We start from the raw sequence: 15,370 nt of genomic DNA on the forward strand, positions 1-15,370 counted from the left end.
CTCCCGAAACTTTGGATTTGGTTGCCGCAGCAGTGGTGGCTAACTGCGGTAGCACTTAAACGCTTGACTTCTAAATGGGGGCCTTGCGGCTAATTTCAAGCCTGCTCGTCAATAGAAGGCGAAACTGGCGCCGGAGCCTTGCTGACCACGACCATCGCCGGGCGCAGCAGGCGACCGTTAAGCTGGTAGCCCTTCTGGAACACCTTGAGCACGCTGTTTGGCTCGAGGTCAGCGCTTTCCTGCATGGCCATTGCCTGATGAAGAACGGCGTTGAACGGCTCGCCATGCGGATCGATCGCTTCCAGCTGATAACGCTTCAGGGTGTCCTGGAACATTTTCAGGGTCAGCTCGATGCCTTCACGCATCGGACGAATGCTTTCGTCATCCGGGCTGGACAATTCCAGGCCACGCTCCAGGCTGTCGATGATCGGCAGCAGGTCGCCGGCGAATTTTTCCAGCGCGAACTTGTGAGCTTTTTCTACATCCTGCTCGGCGCGACGGCGGACGTTCTGCAGATCGGCGGCTACACGCAAAGCCTGATCCTGCGCACCTGCCAGTTGCTCTTCGAGCACTTGTACACGAGCCGCCAGGTCATCACCCGAAGCCTGGGAAGCCTGATCGGCGTCTAGATTTTGCGTATCCACTGTCTGTTCGTCAGCCATAGAATTCTCCTTTCAATATCGTCCGCGAGCCTGACTCGCGCTTCTGTCCAGCTATATGGGGCCGCAAAATCCGGCTTCAAGGGCTGATCAAACATTAACCCTACAAAAAACAGCTGCATTGTCATTCCCCTCCGCGCTAAGGATTTCGTCGGATCAAGCAAATCGAGCTAACGAGGGGCATTGTCAGCCGCAAATAAAACACTGTATAAATAACCAGACCTAAAGCCTGGGAGCGGCCTTCATGCTGGTGCACCTGTCCGTACATAACTACGCCATCGTTGAACATCTCGATCTTGAACTCGATCGAGGCATGAGCGTGATCACAGGGGAAACCGGCGCCGGCAAGTCGATCATGCTCGACGCCCTGGGCCTGACCCTCGGCGATCGAGCCGACAGCGGCGTGGTCCGCCCCGGCGCAGACAAAGCCGACATCCTGGCAACCTTTGACCTGGCCGACATCCCGGAAGCCAGCGCCTGGCTCGCCGAACGCGACCTCGAGAACGACGGCCCGTGCATCCTGCGCCGAGTCATTACCGCCGAAGGGCGCTCGCGCGGCTACATCAACGGCACCCCCTGCCCGCTGGGCGACCTCAAGGCCCTGGGCGAACTGCTGATCGACATCCATAGCCAGCATGAACACCAGTCCCTGCTCAAGACCGATACCCATCGCCGCCTGCTCGACGAATACGCCGGTGCCACGGACCTTGCCCGCCAGGTGCACCTGGCCGCCCAGCGCTGGCGCCAGACTCACCAGGAGCTTGAGCGACTGTCCAACTCCGGCGACGAGCAGCGCGCTCGCCATCAGTTGCTCAGCTACCAACTTGAAGAGCTTGAAAACCTTGGCCTCGGCGACAACGAGCTGGAGCAGTTGGAACAGGAACACAAGAACCTGACCAACGCGGAAACCTTGCTGGGTATCTGCCGGCAAGTGGTCGAACAATGTAGCGAGAGTGATTCCGGCAATGTCCTGAACGCCCTGACTGCAAGCCTTAATCGCCTGTCGAGCGTGAACAACTCGATTGGCGCGCTGGGCGAAGCCAGCAGCTTGCTGACCAGCGCGCAGATCCAGGTTGAAGAAGCCGTGGGTGAGCTGAACCGCTTCCTGGATAACTTCGACGCAGACCCGGCGCGCCTTCAATACCTGGAAGAACGCCTCGATGCGATCTACACCATGGCACGCAAGCACCGCATCCAGCCAACCGAGGTCGCAGAGATGCAACAGCGGTTACTGGATGAAATCGAAACCCTGAACGCCAACGATGAATCCATCGAGCGACTGAGTGATGAGCTGGCGTCTTATGCCCGTCATTATCAGGAGAAGGCTCGAGAGTTGAGCGACCTGCGCCACCAAGCCTCCAGCAGCCTGGCCAACGCGGTGGAACAGGAGATCCAGCGCCTGGGCATGCCCGGAGGGCGCTTTGCCATTGAGCTGCGACCGAACAGCAGCAATGAATTGCTTCCGAACGGACTCGAACAGGTGGAACTGTTGGTTAGCGCTAACCCGGGGCAGCCATTAAAAGCCCTGGCGAAGGTGGCATCGGGTGGCGAACTGTCGCGTATCAGCCTGGCGATCCAGGTAATCACCGCGCAAACGTCCCGGGTCCCGACCTTGGTGTTCGACGAAGTGGACGTCGGCATTGGCGGACCGACTGCAGAAATCGTCGGCCAATTGCTGCGCAGGCTTGGTGAACGCGGGCAGGTCCTGACGGTCACGCACCTGCCCCAAGTTGCCGCACAAGGGCATCAGCACCTGTTCGTGCACAAAGTCCGGGGCGAAGATGCCACTCGCACGGCCGTCTCCAAATTAAGCAAGAACGATCGCGTAGAAGAAGTGGCGCGAATGCTGGGCGGGATCGATCTCACCAAGGAATCCCTGGCTCACGCCAAGAAAATGGTCGTCACTGCAAAAATCTAAAACGAATCCATGTAGGAGCTGCCGAAGGCTGCGATCTTTTGACTTTGTCCATACAAACGCAAAGATCAAAAGATCGCAGCCTTCGGCAGCTCCTACAGAACCGTTTGCAAACCGCACAAGCGGCAGAAAGCACGAAGGCGACCCTGGGGTCGCCTTCGTTCGTTTCGCGAACCCTGGGCTCGCGCGACATGCTTACTTTTTCTTGCGCACGTACAACACAAGATTGTGATCAACCATCTCGAAACCGTACTTGTCGACGATGGCTTTCTGCAGGCGCTCGATTTCTTCGTCGAAGAATTCGATCACTTCGCTGGTTTCGACGTTGACCATATGATCGTGATGCTTGCCGTCGTCCAGTTCGAAGACCGCATGGCCTCCGTCGAAGTTGTGCCGCACCACAAGTCCAGCCGCCTCGAACTGGGTCAGTACACGGTAAACCGTGGCCAGACCGACGTCCTCGCCAGCCTCCATCAATGCCTTATAGACATCCTCGGCACTCATGTGGCGCTGCTCGGCAGAGTCGAGCATTTGCAGAATCTTGACCCGTGGCAGGGTCACTTTGAGGCCGGCTTTGCGTAGTTCGCTATTTTCAACCATGGTCAGCTTTCTCGCGATGCTGCTTCGCAGCTTCTCTTAATGCGGGTATGATCGGCGTTTACGTTGTCCCAGCCAAGATAGTGGAAGTCGCCCACCGATGCAAAACACCAAGCTCTTGCTAACCAGTTTCACCTTTGTGGGACTGCTCGCACTCGCCGGTTGTTCATTCCCCGGGGTTTACAAAATCGACATCCAGCAGGGCAATGTCGTCACGCAGGACATGATAGACCAGTTACGCCCGGGAATGACCCGTAAGCAAGTAAGGTTTATCATGGGCAACCCCCTGCTGACCGATACGTTCCACGCCGATCGCTGGGATTACCTGTATAGCCTGCAACCGGGTGGCGGCGAACGCCAACAGGAACGCATTAGCGTTATCTTCAACTCAAATGACCAGCTTGTCAGTCTCTCTGGCGATTTCATGCCTGGCATGAGCCGCGACGAAGCCATTCTGGGCAAGGACACTGGCACCATCGTGACTGCGCCAGCAGAGCAGGTCGAGCAGCCGAAACCGGAAAAACCGGTCAAGCCTGGCTCGTTGCTCGATCAGATCCAGAAGGAAGTGGACGGTGTCGAAACCGTGCCAGTCCCGACTCCAGAACCTCTGGAAACCTCGCCGCAATAATTTGCGACATAAAAAAACCCGGCATGTCCGGGTTTTTTTACGCCTGGCATTTACCCGACTTACTGATTCCGGGCCTTGGCCTCGGCAGCCTTCGCCGCACGCAGGCGACGCACTTCCTTCGGGTCCGCCAGCAACGGCCGGTAGATCTCGATGCGATCACCTGATTGAACCGGACGACTGTCGGGATCGGCAATCACCTTGCCGAAGATCCCCACCGGACACTGCGACAGGTCCAGCTCAGGAAAAGCCTGACGCATGCCGGACTTCAACAACGCGGCGCGAACGGTGGTTCCTGCCGGCACGCTCACCGACAAGAGCAGCTGACGATCAACGGCGGCATAGACCACCTCGATTTCTATCATCGCCTCAACCATGCATTTGCTTGGCGCGCTGGCAGAACGCGTCCACCAGCGTATTCGCTGCCTGATTGAACAACGGCCCCAGGGTGGCGCGAATGATCGGCCCTGCATAATCGAACGACAGGTCCAGGCTGATCTTGCAGGCCTTCTCACCCAACGGCTTGAACACCCAAACGCCATGCAACTGGGTGAACGGCCCCTCCTCGAGGTTCATCTCGATCGACTGGCCGGGCACCAGGGTGTTGCGCGTCACGAAATGCTGGCTGAGCCCGCCCTTGGCCACGCCAACGCTCGCGCGCATATGATCGGCAGAGCTTTCCAGCACTTCAGCTGAAGAGCACCAGGGCAAAAATTCCGGATAACGCGCCACGTCGTTGACCAGGTCATACAGCGCTTGCGCGGGGTACGGCAGCAACGCCGAACGTGAAATGTGTGTCGTCATGTCAGCGTCACTTCCAGAGCTGGGCGGCAAACACTATGAGAATGCCGATTGGCGCCACATAGCGCATCAAGAACAAGGACAAGGCAAACAACATCGGGCTTCGCATCGACAGCTCATCACGCACTGCTTCACGCCCCATTACCCAGCCTGCAAATACCACGAAACACAATCCACCGAGCGGCAGCATGATCCGTGAGGTGAAGAAATCGATCACGCCAAAGAAGTCCAGACCACCCGCCGCACCCCATTGATAGAGGTGAAACAGCCCGTCTTCGCTCACGAAAAACTTGGCTTGTTTCCAGACATTGAAGGAAAACACGGTACCCAGACCGACAAACCAGCAACTGAAGGCCAACCAGAAGGTGACCCAGGTTCGACTGATTTTCAAGCGCTCCACCAGGTAAGCCACCATGGGTTCGAGCAAGGATATGGCCGAACTCCAGGCTGCAATCGCGACCAGCACGAAGAACACTACGCCCATCAACTGGCCAAACGCTACGTTGCCAAAGGCATATGGCAGGCTGACAAACATCAGGCCAGGGCCTTCGCTTGGGTTCAACCCTCCGGCAAATACAATCGGAAACAGCGCCAGGCCAGCCACCAGGGACACAAAGGTATCCAGCAGCGCCACGCCAACGATGGTCCCGGAGATCGACGAATGCTTGGGCATGTAGGCGCCGTAGATCATGATCGAACCGACACCGACGCTCAGGGAAAAGAAGGCGTGCCCCATGGCCGGCAGCAAGCCGTCGAGGACTTTTTCCGGGTGGAAGTCGAACATGAAATGCACGCCTTCCATGAAATGCCCGGTGGTCATGCTGTAGCCCAGCAACACAAGGATCATCACGAACAGCAACGGCATCATGATCCGCAGACTGCGTTCAAGCCCCGCGACCACGCCTTTTGCGATCACCACCGCAGACAGCAGCATAAAAATCGTGTGCCAAAGTGTCAGGCGCCAGGGATCGGCAATCACATTGCCAAAGTACGCCCCCACCTGATCGGGAGTCGCTCCCTGGAAGTCGCCACGACCCATATCGATGATGTAGTCCAGCGACCAGCCGCCGACGACACTATAGAAAGACAGGATCAACAATGCCGTGATCATTCCGGCAAAAGCACCCCAGGACCATTTTGTCGAATGGCCCGCTTCCAGCGCCAGCACCTTCAAGGCATTGGCCGGGCTCTGCCGGGCACGCCGGCCAATCAGGGTTTCGGCGAGCATGACCGGCACGCCGATCAAGGCGATACAGGCCAGGAACATCAGCACGAAAGCGCCGCCGCCGTAGACGCCAACCATGTAGGGGAATTTCCAGATACTACCCAGGCCCACGGCCGAACCGGTCGCGGCGAGTATGAAAACCCAACGGCTAGCCCAACTGCCGTGGACAGAAACCTTGTCTGTCGACATCTATATTACGACCAAGCGTTCAAAAAAGAGGCCGCATTGTCCGGGATTCAATCAACCTGCTCAAGCATGTAGCAATCCCGTAGCCGACTCGCGTGCAACTCCCTATAATGCCGCCCCTATGGCTAAACAGAAGAAACACCCAACAGGGACCATCGCGCAAAATAAAAAGGCGCGACACGATTACTTCATCGAACATCGGTTCGAGGCTGGTCTGGTCCTGGCCGGCTGGGAAGTAAAAAGTCTGCGGGCAAGCAAGTTGCAACTGGTTGACAGTTACGTACTGCTCAAGGATGGCGAAGCCTGGCTGCTCGGCAGTCATATCACGCCCCTGACGACCGCCAGCACCCACGTCATCGCCGATCCGGTGCGCACGCGAAAATTGCTGCTCAACCGGCGGGAGCTGGAAAAGCTCGCCGCTGCCGTGCAGCAAAAAGGCTACGCCTGCGTGTGCCTGTCCTGGTACTGGAGCAAGCACATGGTCAAGTGCGAAATTGCTCTGGGCAAGGGCAAGAAGGAATACGACAAGCGCGACACCGAGCGCGAACGCGACGCCGGGCGCGAATTGCAGCGCGCGGTGCGCAACAAGGGCAAGGAAGATTAATTCCTTGCACTGATCGTTCCCACGCTCTGCGTGGGAATGCATCCCGTGACGCTCCGCGTCACAAAGCGAATGCAGAGCGTCCATTGCCGCATTCCCACGCAGAGCGTGGGAACGATCACCAGCTGACTACATCCCCTTGCGCCGCTCCGCCCGAGCCACGCGCTGCACTTCCTGACGCACCTCCTCCAGCACCTCCTGCACATACAGAATGTGTCGACTGGAGACTTCCCGGGCCTGTTCCGCCCTGCCTTCGATAATTGCCTGATACAGCTCCCGGTGCTGCGTAATCAGCATGTCGCGGGTCTCTGTACGCTGCTTGTACATGCCGCCAATGTTCGTGACCACGTTGCGCTTGAGCAGGTCGAACAACCCGCGAATGGTGTGCAGAAGCACCGCGTTATGACTGGCTTCGGCAATCGCCAGATGAAAATTTGCATCCGCCGCGCCCTCCTCCGCCCGACTGACTTCATCGTGACGCGAATAGCAGTCCTGCAATTGATTGAACGCGGCAGCCAGTCGCTCGCGGTCAACGTCGGTGGCACGTAGCGCTGCGTAATAGGCGCAGGACGCTTCCAGCGTGTGGCGAAACTCCAGCAGATCGCGCTGCGCTTCGGGGTTGCTTTCCAGCAGATGCAACAGCGGATCACTGAACGTCGTGCCCAGGGATTCCACCACATAATTGCCGCCACCTTGACGGCTGATCAGCAGCCCCTTGGCGGTCAATTTCTGAATAGCTTCGCGCAACGAAGGTCGAGAGACACCAAATTGCTCGGCCAGCGCGCGTTCCGCCGGCAGGCGTTCACCGGCTTTCAGCGTGCCCTCAAGGATCATGCCCTCGAGCTGCTCGACAATATCGTCAGACAAACGGCGCTGCCGAACCTGATCAAACCCCATAACTCGATTTCTCCACCATCCCGACGGCGCGCCGGGGCTCTATTCTGGCCTATCCAGGCTACGCAGGCACCTGCCAAGCGACCATTACCCAAACGGGCCAGACCTTCTGCAAATCCCTGCCTACGACAAAAGTTTTAGGGCGGCAAATTGACACACCGCCTACAACGCTTTTACCCTAGCCAACAGCGATTGTAAATTGGTATTACCAATTAACCAAGAACGCTGATCAGTGCCTGACCAACAACAATTAGGGGCCACCCCATATGCAAACCTGGCAACAGCTCTACAGCCCACTCGGCAGCCTCGGCCTGTCCGCACTCGCAGCCGTTATTCCCATCGTGTTTTTCTTCCTGGCCCTGGCCGTGTTCCGCCTCAAAGGACACGTGGCTGGCAGTATCACCCTGGCCTTGTCGATCCTGGTGGCAATCATTGCCTTCAAGATGCCAGTCGACATGGCGTTCGCCGCCGCCGGGTATGGTTTCGCCTACGGCCTGTGGCCAATCGCCTGGATCATCGTGGCGGCCGTGTTCCTCTACAAACTGACGGTCAAGAGTGGCCAGTTCGAAGTGATCCGCAGCTCGGTGCTGTCGATTACCGACGACCAGCGCCTGCAAGTCCTGTTGATCGGCTTCTGCTTCGGCGCCTTCCTCGAAGGTGCGGCCGGTTTCGGCGCACCGGTGGCGATTACCGCCGCACTGCTCGTAGGGCTGGGCTTCAACCCGCTGTACGCCGCGGGCCTTTGCCTGATCGCGAACACCGCGCCGGTCGCCTTCGGCGCCCTGGGTATTCCGATCATCGTGGCCGGGCAAGTGACCGGCATCGACGCCTTCAAGATTGGCGCCATGACCGGTCGCCAGTTGCCGCTGCTGTCGTTGTTCGTGCCATTCTGGCTGGTTTTCATGATGGATGGCCTGCGCGGCGTGCGTGAAACCTGGCCGGCAGCGCTGGTCGCGGGTTTGAGCTTTGCCGTGACCCAATACTTCACCTCCAACTTCATCGGCCCGGAACTGCCGGACATCACGTCAGCCCTGGCCAGCCTGGTTTCCCTGACTCTGTTCCTGAAGGTCTGGCAGCCAAAACGCGCCGCCGGCCAACACATCGTCGGCGCCGTCTCGGCTTCCGTGGTCAGCGCCAGCGTCGGTGGTTTCGGCCAGAAGCGCACCACCGTGGCTTCGCCTTACAGCCTCGGGGAGATTTTCAAGGCCTGGTCGCCGTTCCTGATCCTGACCGTGCTGGTGACCATCTGGACGCTCAAGCCATTCAAGGCGATGTTTGCCGCGGGCGGCTCGATGTACAGCTTCGTGTTCAATTTCGCCATCCCGCACCTGGACCAGTTGGTAATCAAGGTGGCACCGATCGTGGCCGCGCCGACTGCCCTTCCGGCGGTGTTCAAGCTTGACCCGATCTCCGCCACCGGCACCGCGATTTTCTTCTCGGCGCTGATCTCGATGCTGGTCCTGAAGATCAACCTCAAAACTGGTCTGACCACTTTGAAAGAGACCTTCTACGAACTGCGCTGGCCGATCCTGTCCATCGGCATGGTGTTGGCCTTCGCGTTTGTCACCAACTACTCGGGCATGTCGTCGACCATGGCCCTGGTCCTGGCCGGTACAGGCGCAGCCTTCCCATTCTTCTCGCCGTTCCTCGGCTGGCTGGGCGTGTTCCTGACCGGCTCCGATACCTCGTCCAACGCGCTGTTCAGTTCGTTGCAGGCGACCACCGCCCACCAGATCGGCGTCAACGACACCTTGCTGGTGGCAGCGAACACCAGCGGTGGCGTGACCGGCAAGATGATCTCGCCACAATCGATCGCCGTGGCCTGTGCGGCAACTGGCCTGGTGGGCAAGGAATCGGACCTGTTCCGCTTCACCCTCAAGCACAGCCTGTTCTTTGCAACGATTGTCGGCCTGATCACCCTGGCCCAGGCCTACTGGTTCACCGGCATGCTGGTGCACTAAGCGCTATAAGCGACATGGAAAAACGACGCCGGGCCACGACCCCGGCGTCAGCTATTCACTACCCGGTCTGCAAGGCTGCTGAAAGATTTTCTCTCTATATTCAGTGGCCTCGACGGACGGATAACCGGCCGAGAGACACGCCTGATGAGCGAGCTTTTTTACAACGCTGTGCCGAATGCGACCCGTGTCGCCCCGCCACTGCCCGAGCCTCGGCAATACCCCAGCGAGAAACCTCAACGGGTGTACCTGTTCGGGACCTGCGTAGTGGATCTGTTCTACCCGCAAGCCGGAATGGACGCGATCCACCTGCTGGAACGCGAGGGCATTCGTGTCGAGTACCCGCAAGGGCAAAGCTGCTGCGGTCAACCGGCCTACACCTCGGGCTACACCGAGCAGGCCAGGACCGTCGCGCGCTCGCAACTGGCGCTGTTCGCCGGGGATTATCCGGTGGTGGTACCTTCGGGTTCCTGCGCGGGCATGTTGCGTGAACACTATGCCGACTTGTTCAAGGATGAGCCGGACACCTTGCAACAGGTTCAGGCACTGGCTGCCAGGACCTATGAACTGGCCGAGTTTCTGTTGTTTGTCTGCAAGGTGCAGTTCAAGGACAGCGGTATGCCGGTGAAGGTAGCGTTGCACACGTCGTGTTCGGCACGCCGTGAGATGAACACCCACCTGCACGGCCGCGAGCTGTTGTCGCAACTGGGCAACGTGGAGCGGGTCGAACACAGCCACGAAAGCGAATGCTGTGGCTTCGGTGGGACTTTCAGCGTCCGTATGCCAGATATTTCCGGGGCGATGGTGGCTGACAAGACCCGCTCGTTGAAAGAATCCGGCGCGCACCAGGTACTCAGTGCCGACTGCGGTTGCCTGATGAACATCAACGGCTCGCTGGAGAAACAGAAGGAAGCGCTGCGCGGTCAACACCTGGCCAGCTTCCTCTGGCAGCGTACCGGAGGTGCCCAATGAGTGCCGCCGAGATTATTCCTACGGTCGCCGTAGAAGAAGACTTTCGCACCCGGGCGCACGAGGCGCTGGGTGACGCGCAATTGCGGGGCAACTTCCGCAAGGCGATGGATTCACTGATGACCAAACGGGCAGCGGCTTTCAGCGATGCTCACGAAAGAGAACATCTGCGAGCGCTGGGCAATGCTGTCCGCGCCCGTGCGTTATCGAAGTTGCCCGATTTGCTCGAGCAACTTGAACAGAACCTGACCCGCAACGGTGTGACAGTGCACTGGGCGGAAACGGTGGACGAAGCCAATGGCATCGTCCTGTCGATCATCCGCGCTCACGAGGGGCGGCAAGTGATCAAGGGTAAATCGATGGTCAGCGAAGAAATGGAGATGAACCACGTCCTCGCTGAACAGGGCATTGAATGCCTGGAATCGGACATGGGCGAGTACATCGTCCAGCTCGACCACGAGAAGCCTTCACACATAATCATGCCGGCGATCCACAAGAACGCCGGTCAGGTCGCGTCCTTGTTCCACGACAAACTTGGCGTGGAATACACCAAGGACGTTGACCAACTCATTCAGATCGGTCGCAGGGTCCTGCGGCAGAAGTTCTTCGAAGCGGACATCGGCGTCTCCGGCGTCAACTTCGCCGTGGCCGAAACCGGCACGCTGTTGCTCGTGGAAAACGAAGGCAACGGCCGCATGACCACCACCGTGCCACCGGTGCACATCGCCGTCACCGGCATCGAGAAAGTCGTAGAAAACCTGCGCGACGTAGTGCCGCTGCTGTCGTTGCTGACCCGCTCGGCCCTGGGCATCCCAATCACCACCTACGTCAACATGATCTCCGGTCCGCGCAAGGAACATGAGCTCGACGGCCCGCAGGAAGTGCACCTGGTCCTGCTCGACAACGGTCGCAGCCAGGCATTTGCCGACAGCGAACTGCGCCAGACCTTGAACTGCATCCGCTGCGGCGCCTGCATGAATCATTGCCCGGTCTACACTCGAATCGGCGGCCATGCCTACGGCGAGGTCTACCCCGGCCCTATCGGCAAAATCATCACCCCGCACATGGTCGGCCTGGCGAAAGTCCCGGATCATCCGAGCGCCTCTTCGCTGTGCGGTGCCTGCGGCGAAGTGTGCCCGGTAAAAATCCCGATCCCTTCTTTGCTGCGCCGTTTGCGCGAAGAGAACGTGAAAGCGCCGGACAGCCCGGATCAAGTGATGCGTGGCCAGGGCAGCAAGTACTCGCGCAAGGAACGATTCATCTGGAACGCCTGGGCCAGGCTCAACAGTTCACCGACGCTTTATCGCCTGTTCGCTTTGGCCGCAACTCGCCTGCGTGCCCTTACGCCGAGCAATGTCGGACCATGGACGCAGAACCACAGTGCCCCGAAACCCGCCGCCCGCTCACTGCATGACATGGCTCGCGAGCATCTGGCCAAACAGGGAGATCGTTGATGAGCGCCAAGCAAAATATCCTAACCAAGTTGCGCAAAAGCCTGACAGGCACCACGCCGGTGCCTGACAACTTCGACGTCGAACTGGTGACAAAGCCCTATACCTACACGCCAGATCAACGCATCCCGCAACTGCGCAAATTGATGGAAGCAGTGCACACGGAAATCCACCTGACTTCGGGCGAGCACTGGCCGACCCTGTTGGCAACACTGCTGCAAGACCGCCAGTTGCCCAGCCTGTTGATCGCCCCGACTACGCCGCACGGGCAACGCGTCTCGCAGCACTGGGCGAAAAATCCCGGCCTGCCGACGCTCAAGGCCTACGACCGCCCGGTTGAGGAATGGAAAGCAGAACTGTTCAACGACACCCCGGCGAGCCTGACCACCACCCTTGGCGCAATCGCCGCCACGGGCAGCCTGATTCTCTGGCCGACGCGAGAAGAACCGCGCCTCATGAGCCTGGCGCCGCCGGTGCATTTCGCCTTGCTCAAGGCCAGTGAAATCCGCGATAACTTCTATCAGGTACAACAGGAATTCGAATGGGCCCAGGGCATGCCGACCAACGCCTTGCTGGTTTCCGGCCCGTCGAAAACCGCTGATATCGAGCAAGTCTTGGCTTACGGCGCCCACGGTCCGAAAGACCTCGTGGTGTTGATCCTGGAGGACCAATGAGTCTACCGGCCGCTTTCCTGCGCGATGCGCAGCAACTGATTCCCCGGGAACGGCGTTTCGACGATCCACTGTCGACGCTGGCCTTCGGCACCGATGCCAGCTTCTATCGACTGATTCCGCAACTGATAATTCGCGTCGAGTCCGAAGACGAAGTGGTGGCACTGCTGCAACTGGCGCAGCGCGACCGGGTTCCCGTGACCTTCCGCGCTGCTGGCACCAGCCTGTCCGGACAAGCCATCAGCGATTCGGTGTTGATCGTGCTTGGGGATAACTGGAACGGTCGCGAGATCCGTGGCCAGGGCACACAAATCCGCCTGCAACCGGGGGTGATCGGCGCGCAGGCCAACGCCTGGCTGGCACCATTCGGGCGCAAGATCGGCCCGGACCCTGCGTCGATCAACGCCTGCAAAATCGGCGGAATCGTTGCCAACAATGCCAGCGGCATGTGCTGCGGCACGGCGCAAAACACTTATCACACCCTGGCGGGCATCCGTCTGGTGCTGGCCGACGGCAGCCGTGTCGATACCGAAGATGCCGCCAGTGTCGCGGCGTTTCGCGCCAGTCACGGCGACCTGCTGGAGCGTCTTGCGACCTTGGGCCGCGAGACCCGCGCCAATGCCGAACTGGCTGCAAAAATTCGCCACAAATATCGTCTGAAAAACACCACGGGCCTGTCACTCAACGCCCTGGTGGACTACGACGAGCCTGTGGATATCTTGAGCCACTTGCTGGTGGGTTCCGAAGGCACTCTGGGCTTCATCAGCGCGGTGACCTACGACACGGTGATCGATCACCCGAACAAGGCCTCGGCGCTGATCGTATTCCCGGACGTGGAAACCTGCTGCAACGCTGTCACCGTACTGAAAAGCCAACCGGTCTCAGCGGTAGAACTGCTGGACCGCCGCAGCCTGCGCTCGGTGCAGGACAAACCCGGCATGCCCGCTTTCGTACAACAGCTGTCGAATAATGCCTGCGCCCTGCTGATCGAGTCCCGCGCGGCATCGACCTCTTTGTTGCACGAGCAACTGGCGCAAATCATGGCGTCACTGTCCTCGTTCCCGGTAGAGAAACAAGTCGATTTCACCGAAGACCCACTGGAAAACGCCCGACTCTGGGCAATCCGCAAGGACACCTTTCCCGCCGTCGGCGCGGTGCGCAAAACCGGGACCACAGTAATCATCGAGGACGTGACCTTCCCGGTGGAACAACTGGCGACCGGCGTGAACCGCCTGATCGAGCTGTTCGACAAACATCACTACGACGAAGCGATCCTTTTCGGACACGCCCTGGAAGGTAATCTGCACTTCGTCTTCACCCAAGGCTTCAACAATCCGCAGGAAGTCGCACGCTACCAGGCGTTCATGGACGACGTGGCGCAACTGGTGGCGGTCGAGTTCGGTGGTTCGCTCAAGGCCGAGCACGGTACCGGGCGCAACATGGCACCCTTCGTCGAACTGGAATGGGGCAGCGACGCCTACCAGTTGATGTGGCAGCTCAAGCGCCTGCTCGATCCCAACGGCATTCTCAATCCGGACGTGGTGCTCAGCGAAGACCCACAAATCCACCTCAAGCACCTGAAGCCGCTGCCAGCCGCCGACGAGATTGTGGATAAGTGCATCGAATGCGGCTTCTGCGAACCGGTTTGCCCCTCCAAAGGCCTGACCTTGAGCCCGCGCCAGCGTATCGTGATCTGGCGTGACATCCAGGCGAAGAAACGCGCCGGGGTCGATACCCGCGAACTCGAAGCTGCCTTTGAATACCAGGGCATCGATACCTGCGCCGCCACCGGTCTTTGTGCCCAACGTTGCCCTGTAGGCATCAACACCGGCGAGCTGGTGAAAAAGCTTCGTGGGCAGCACGCTACCCATAGGAAAACTGCCACCTGGCTTGAAGGCAATTTCGCCACGGCGCTGCAAGGGGCGCGCTTCACCCTCCACGTGGCCAACGGTGCACGGATGTTGCTGGGCGCACCACGCCTGGCAAAACTGTCGGCAACGCTGACCCGCTTGTCCAAAGGCCAGGTCCCGCAATGGACCAACGCCATGCCGCAGCCGGAAAAAGCTATTCGCTTCAGTCCGGCGGTGACCGACGAACGCCCGCGCGTGGTGTATCTGGCAGCCTGCGTTTCACGAGCCATGGGCCCGGCTGCAGGCGACAAGGAGCAAATGTCGCTGTACGACAAGACCCGTGGCCTGCTGGAAAAAGCCGGTTATCAGGTGGTTTTTCCCGACAATCTGGATAACCTCTGCTGCGGCCAGCCCTTCGCCTCCAAGGGTTATGCCGAACAGGCCGAACACAAACGCCAGGAACTGATCGGCGCCCTGCTCCACGCCAGTCGTGGCGGGCTCGATCCGATTTACTGCGACACCAGCCCCTGCACCTTGCGCCTGACCCAGGACCTCGGCGATGTGCGCCTGGACCTATACGATCCGGTACGTTTCATTCGCACACACTTGATGGATCGACTGCAATTCACACCGCAGGAAGCCCCCATTGCCGTGCATGTCACCTGCAGCACCCAGCATCTGGGCGAAAGCCAGGCGCTGATCGATCTGGCGCGCAAGTGCAGCAATAACGTGGTCATCCCCGAGGGTATTCACTGCTGCGGGTTTGCCGGCGACAAAGGCTTCACCACCCCGGAGCTGAACGCACATTCGCTGCGTACCTTGAAGGATGCGGTGCAGTATTGCAGCGAAGGCATTTCTACCAGCCGCACCTGTGAAATCGGCCTTAGCCAGCACGGCGGGATCGATTATCACGGGCTGGTCTACCTGGTGGACCGCGTAACCCAAGCCCGCCCGGCCCTGTAGGAGCG

At 59.3% G+C, this 15,370-nt stretch carries 14 protein-coding genes; 8 read left to right on the forward strand and 6 right to left on the reverse strand.

Going from position 1 to position 15,370, the window contains the following annotated elements; all coding sequences use genetic code 11:
- Window positions 1-95 precede the first annotated feature (95 nt).
- A complete protein-coding gene (grpE, locus tag AC1Q8Q_RS02680) occupies window positions 96-662 on the reverse strand; it encodes a nucleotide exchange factor GrpE (protein WP_020796523.1) in 567 nt (188 codons plus the stop codon).
- 241 nt (window positions 663-903) lie between these two features.
- On the opposite strand from grpE, the gene recN reads away from it, so the two are divergent.
- Complete coding sequence (gene recN, locus AC1Q8Q_RS02685; protein ID WP_492614782.1) at window positions 904-2,577, forward strand: DNA repair protein RecN; 1,674 nt, start codon at window positions 904-906, stop codon at window positions 2,575-2,577.
- Between the two features lie 192 nt (window positions 2,578-2,769).
- Here the strand turns inward: recN and fur are convergent, their stop codons facing one another.
- The gene (gene fur, locus AC1Q8Q_RS02690; protein WP_003197684.1) at window positions 2,770-3,174 is read right to left on the reverse strand and encodes a ferric iron uptake transcriptional regulator; all 405 of its coding nucleotides are present in this window, start codon (window positions 3,172-3,174) and stop codon (window positions 2,770-2,772) included.
- Between the two features lie 97 nt (window positions 3,175-3,271).
- Here fur and AC1Q8Q_RS02695 point away from each other — a divergent pair, with 97 nt between their 5' ends.
- A complete protein-coding gene (locus AC1Q8Q_RS02695; RefSeq protein WP_492614783.1) occupies window positions 3,272-3,799 on the forward strand; it encodes an outer membrane protein assembly factor BamE in 528 nt (175 codons plus the stop codon).
- Between the two features lie 59 nt (window positions 3,800-3,858).
- Here AC1Q8Q_RS02695 and AC1Q8Q_RS02700 read toward each other — a convergent pair whose 3' ends face one another.
- The 3 genes from AC1Q8Q_RS02700 to AC1Q8Q_RS02710 are packed head-to-tail and all read right to left on the reverse strand — an operon-like array spanning window position 3,859 to window position 6,011.
- Window positions 3,859-4,173 carry an RnfH family protein gene (locus tag AC1Q8Q_RS02700; protein WP_042955274.1) on the reverse strand — a complete coding sequence of 105 codons (315 nt, stop codon included), beginning with the start codon at window positions 4,171-4,173 and terminating at the stop codon, window positions 3,859-3,861.
- A complete protein-coding gene (locus AC1Q8Q_RS02705) occupies window positions 4,166-4,600 on the reverse strand; it encodes a type II toxin-antitoxin system RatA family toxin (protein WP_020796518.1) in 435 nt (144 codons plus the stop codon). Before AC1Q8Q_RS02705 ends, AC1Q8Q_RS02700 begins: the two co-directional genes overlap by 8 nt.
- A gap of 7 nt (window positions 4,601-4,607) precedes the next feature.
- Entirely contained in the window at window positions 4,608-6,011 is a 1,404-nt protein-coding gene (locus AC1Q8Q_RS02710; protein WP_492614784.1) for a sodium-dependent transporter, read from the reverse strand.
- Window positions 6,012-6,129: 118 nt separating this feature from the next.
- Here AC1Q8Q_RS02710 and smpB point away from each other — a divergent pair, with 118 nt between their 5' ends.
- A complete protein-coding gene (gene smpB / locus AC1Q8Q_RS02715; RefSeq protein ID WP_008057382.1) occupies window positions 6,130-6,612 on the forward strand; it encodes an SsrA-binding protein SmpB in 483 nt (160 codons plus the stop codon).
- A gap of 126 nt (window positions 6,613-6,738) precedes the next feature.
- Here the strand turns inward: smpB and AC1Q8Q_RS02720 are convergent, their stop codons facing one another.
- The gene (locus AC1Q8Q_RS02720) at window positions 6,739-7,506 is read right to left on the reverse strand and encodes a GntR family transcriptional regulator (protein ID WP_492614785.1); all 768 of its coding nucleotides are present in this window, start codon (window positions 7,504-7,506) and stop codon (window positions 6,739-6,741) included.
- A gap of 263 nt (window positions 7,507-7,769) precedes the next feature.
- Between AC1Q8Q_RS02720 and AC1Q8Q_RS02725 the strand changes: the two genes are divergently transcribed.
- The 5 genes from AC1Q8Q_RS02725 (at window position 7,770) to AC1Q8Q_RS02745 (ending at window position 15,365) form a co-directional block, all read left to right on the forward strand.
- Entirely contained in the window at window positions 7,770-9,464 is a 1,695-nt protein-coding gene (locus tag AC1Q8Q_RS02725) for a lactate permease LctP family transporter (RefSeq protein ID WP_020796515.1), read from the forward strand.
- 144 nt (window positions 9,465-9,608) lie between these two features.
- A complete protein-coding gene (locus tag AC1Q8Q_RS02730) occupies window positions 9,609-10,433 on the forward strand; it encodes a (Fe-S)-binding protein (protein WP_020796514.1) in 825 nt (274 codons plus the stop codon).
- Entirely contained in the window at window positions 10,430-11,884 is a 1,455-nt protein-coding gene (locus AC1Q8Q_RS02735; protein WP_033044654.1) for a LutB/LldF family L-lactate oxidation iron-sulfur protein, read from the forward strand. The genes AC1Q8Q_RS02730 and AC1Q8Q_RS02735 overlap by 4 nt, the downstream gene beginning before the upstream one ends.
- A complete protein-coding gene (locus tag AC1Q8Q_RS02740) occupies window positions 11,884-12,555 on the forward strand; it encodes a LutC/YkgG family protein (RefSeq protein WP_033044655.1) in 672 nt (223 codons plus the stop codon). The genes AC1Q8Q_RS02735 and AC1Q8Q_RS02740 overlap by 1 nt, the downstream gene beginning before the upstream one ends.
- Window positions 12,552-15,365, forward strand: a complete 2,814-nt coding sequence (locus AC1Q8Q_RS02745) for an FAD-binding and (Fe-S)-binding domain-containing protein (protein WP_492614786.1) — start codon at window positions 12,552-12,554, stop codon at window positions 15,363-15,365. The genes AC1Q8Q_RS02740 and AC1Q8Q_RS02745 overlap by 4 nt, the downstream gene beginning before the upstream one ends.
- Window positions 15,366-15,370 lie beyond the last annotated feature (5 nt).

It is taken from the genome of Pseudomonas sp. GW823-FHT06B06 (assembly GCF_058795195.1).

Excerpts from the sequence above, each read along its gene's own strand:
- AC1Q8Q_RS02725 (WP_020796515.1), top strand. The coding sequence starts at position 7,770 with ATGCAAACCTGGCAACAGCTCTACAGCCCACTCGGCAGCCTCGGCCTG.
- AC1Q8Q_RS02745 (WP_492614786.1), top strand. The coding sequence starts at position 12,552 with ATGAGTCTACCGGCCGCTTTCCTGCGCGATGCGCAGCAACTGATTCCC.
- AC1Q8Q_RS02710 (WP_492614784.1), bottom strand. The coding sequence starts at position 6,011 with ATGTCGACAGACAAGGTTTCTGTCCACGGCAGTTGGGCTAGCCGTTGG.
- recN (WP_492614782.1), top strand. The coding sequence starts at position 904 with ATGCTGGTGCACCTGTCCGTACATAACTACGCCATCGTTGAACATCTC.
- AC1Q8Q_RS02705 (WP_020796518.1), bottom strand. The coding sequence starts at position 4,600 with ATGACGACACACATTTCACGTTCGGCGTTGCTGCCGTACCCCGCGCAA.
- grpE (WP_020796523.1), bottom strand. The coding sequence starts at position 662 with ATGGCTGACGAACAGACAGTGGATACGCAAAATCTAGACGCCGATCAG.
- fur (WP_003197684.1), bottom strand. The coding sequence starts at position 3,174 with ATGGTTGAAAATAGCGAACTACGCAAAGCCGGCCTCAAAGTGACCCTG.
- AC1Q8Q_RS02730 (WP_020796514.1), top strand. The coding sequence starts at position 9,609 with ATGAGCGAGCTTTTTTACAACGCTGTGCCGAATGCGACCCGTGTCGCC.
- AC1Q8Q_RS02735 (WP_033044654.1), top strand. The coding sequence starts at position 10,430 with ATGAGTGCCGCCGAGATTATTCCTACGGTCGCCGTAGAAGAAGACTTT.
- AC1Q8Q_RS02700 (WP_042955274.1), bottom strand. The coding sequence starts at position 4,173 with ATGGTTGAGGCGATGATAGAAATCGAGGTGGTCTATGCCGCCGTTGAT.
- AC1Q8Q_RS02720 (WP_492614785.1), bottom strand. The coding sequence starts at position 7,506 with ATGGGGTTTGATCAGGTTCGGCAGCGCCGTTTGTCTGACGATATTGTC.
- AC1Q8Q_RS02695 (WP_492614783.1), top strand. The coding sequence starts at position 3,272 with ATGCAAAACACCAAGCTCTTGCTAACCAGTTTCACCTTTGTGGGACTG.
- AC1Q8Q_RS02740 (WP_033044655.1), top strand. The coding sequence starts at position 11,884 with ATGAGCGCCAAGCAAAATATCCTAACCAAGTTGCGCAAAAGCCTGACA.
- smpB (WP_008057382.1), top strand. The coding sequence starts at position 6,130 with ATGGCTAAACAGAAGAAACACCCAACAGGGACCATCGCGCAAAATAAA.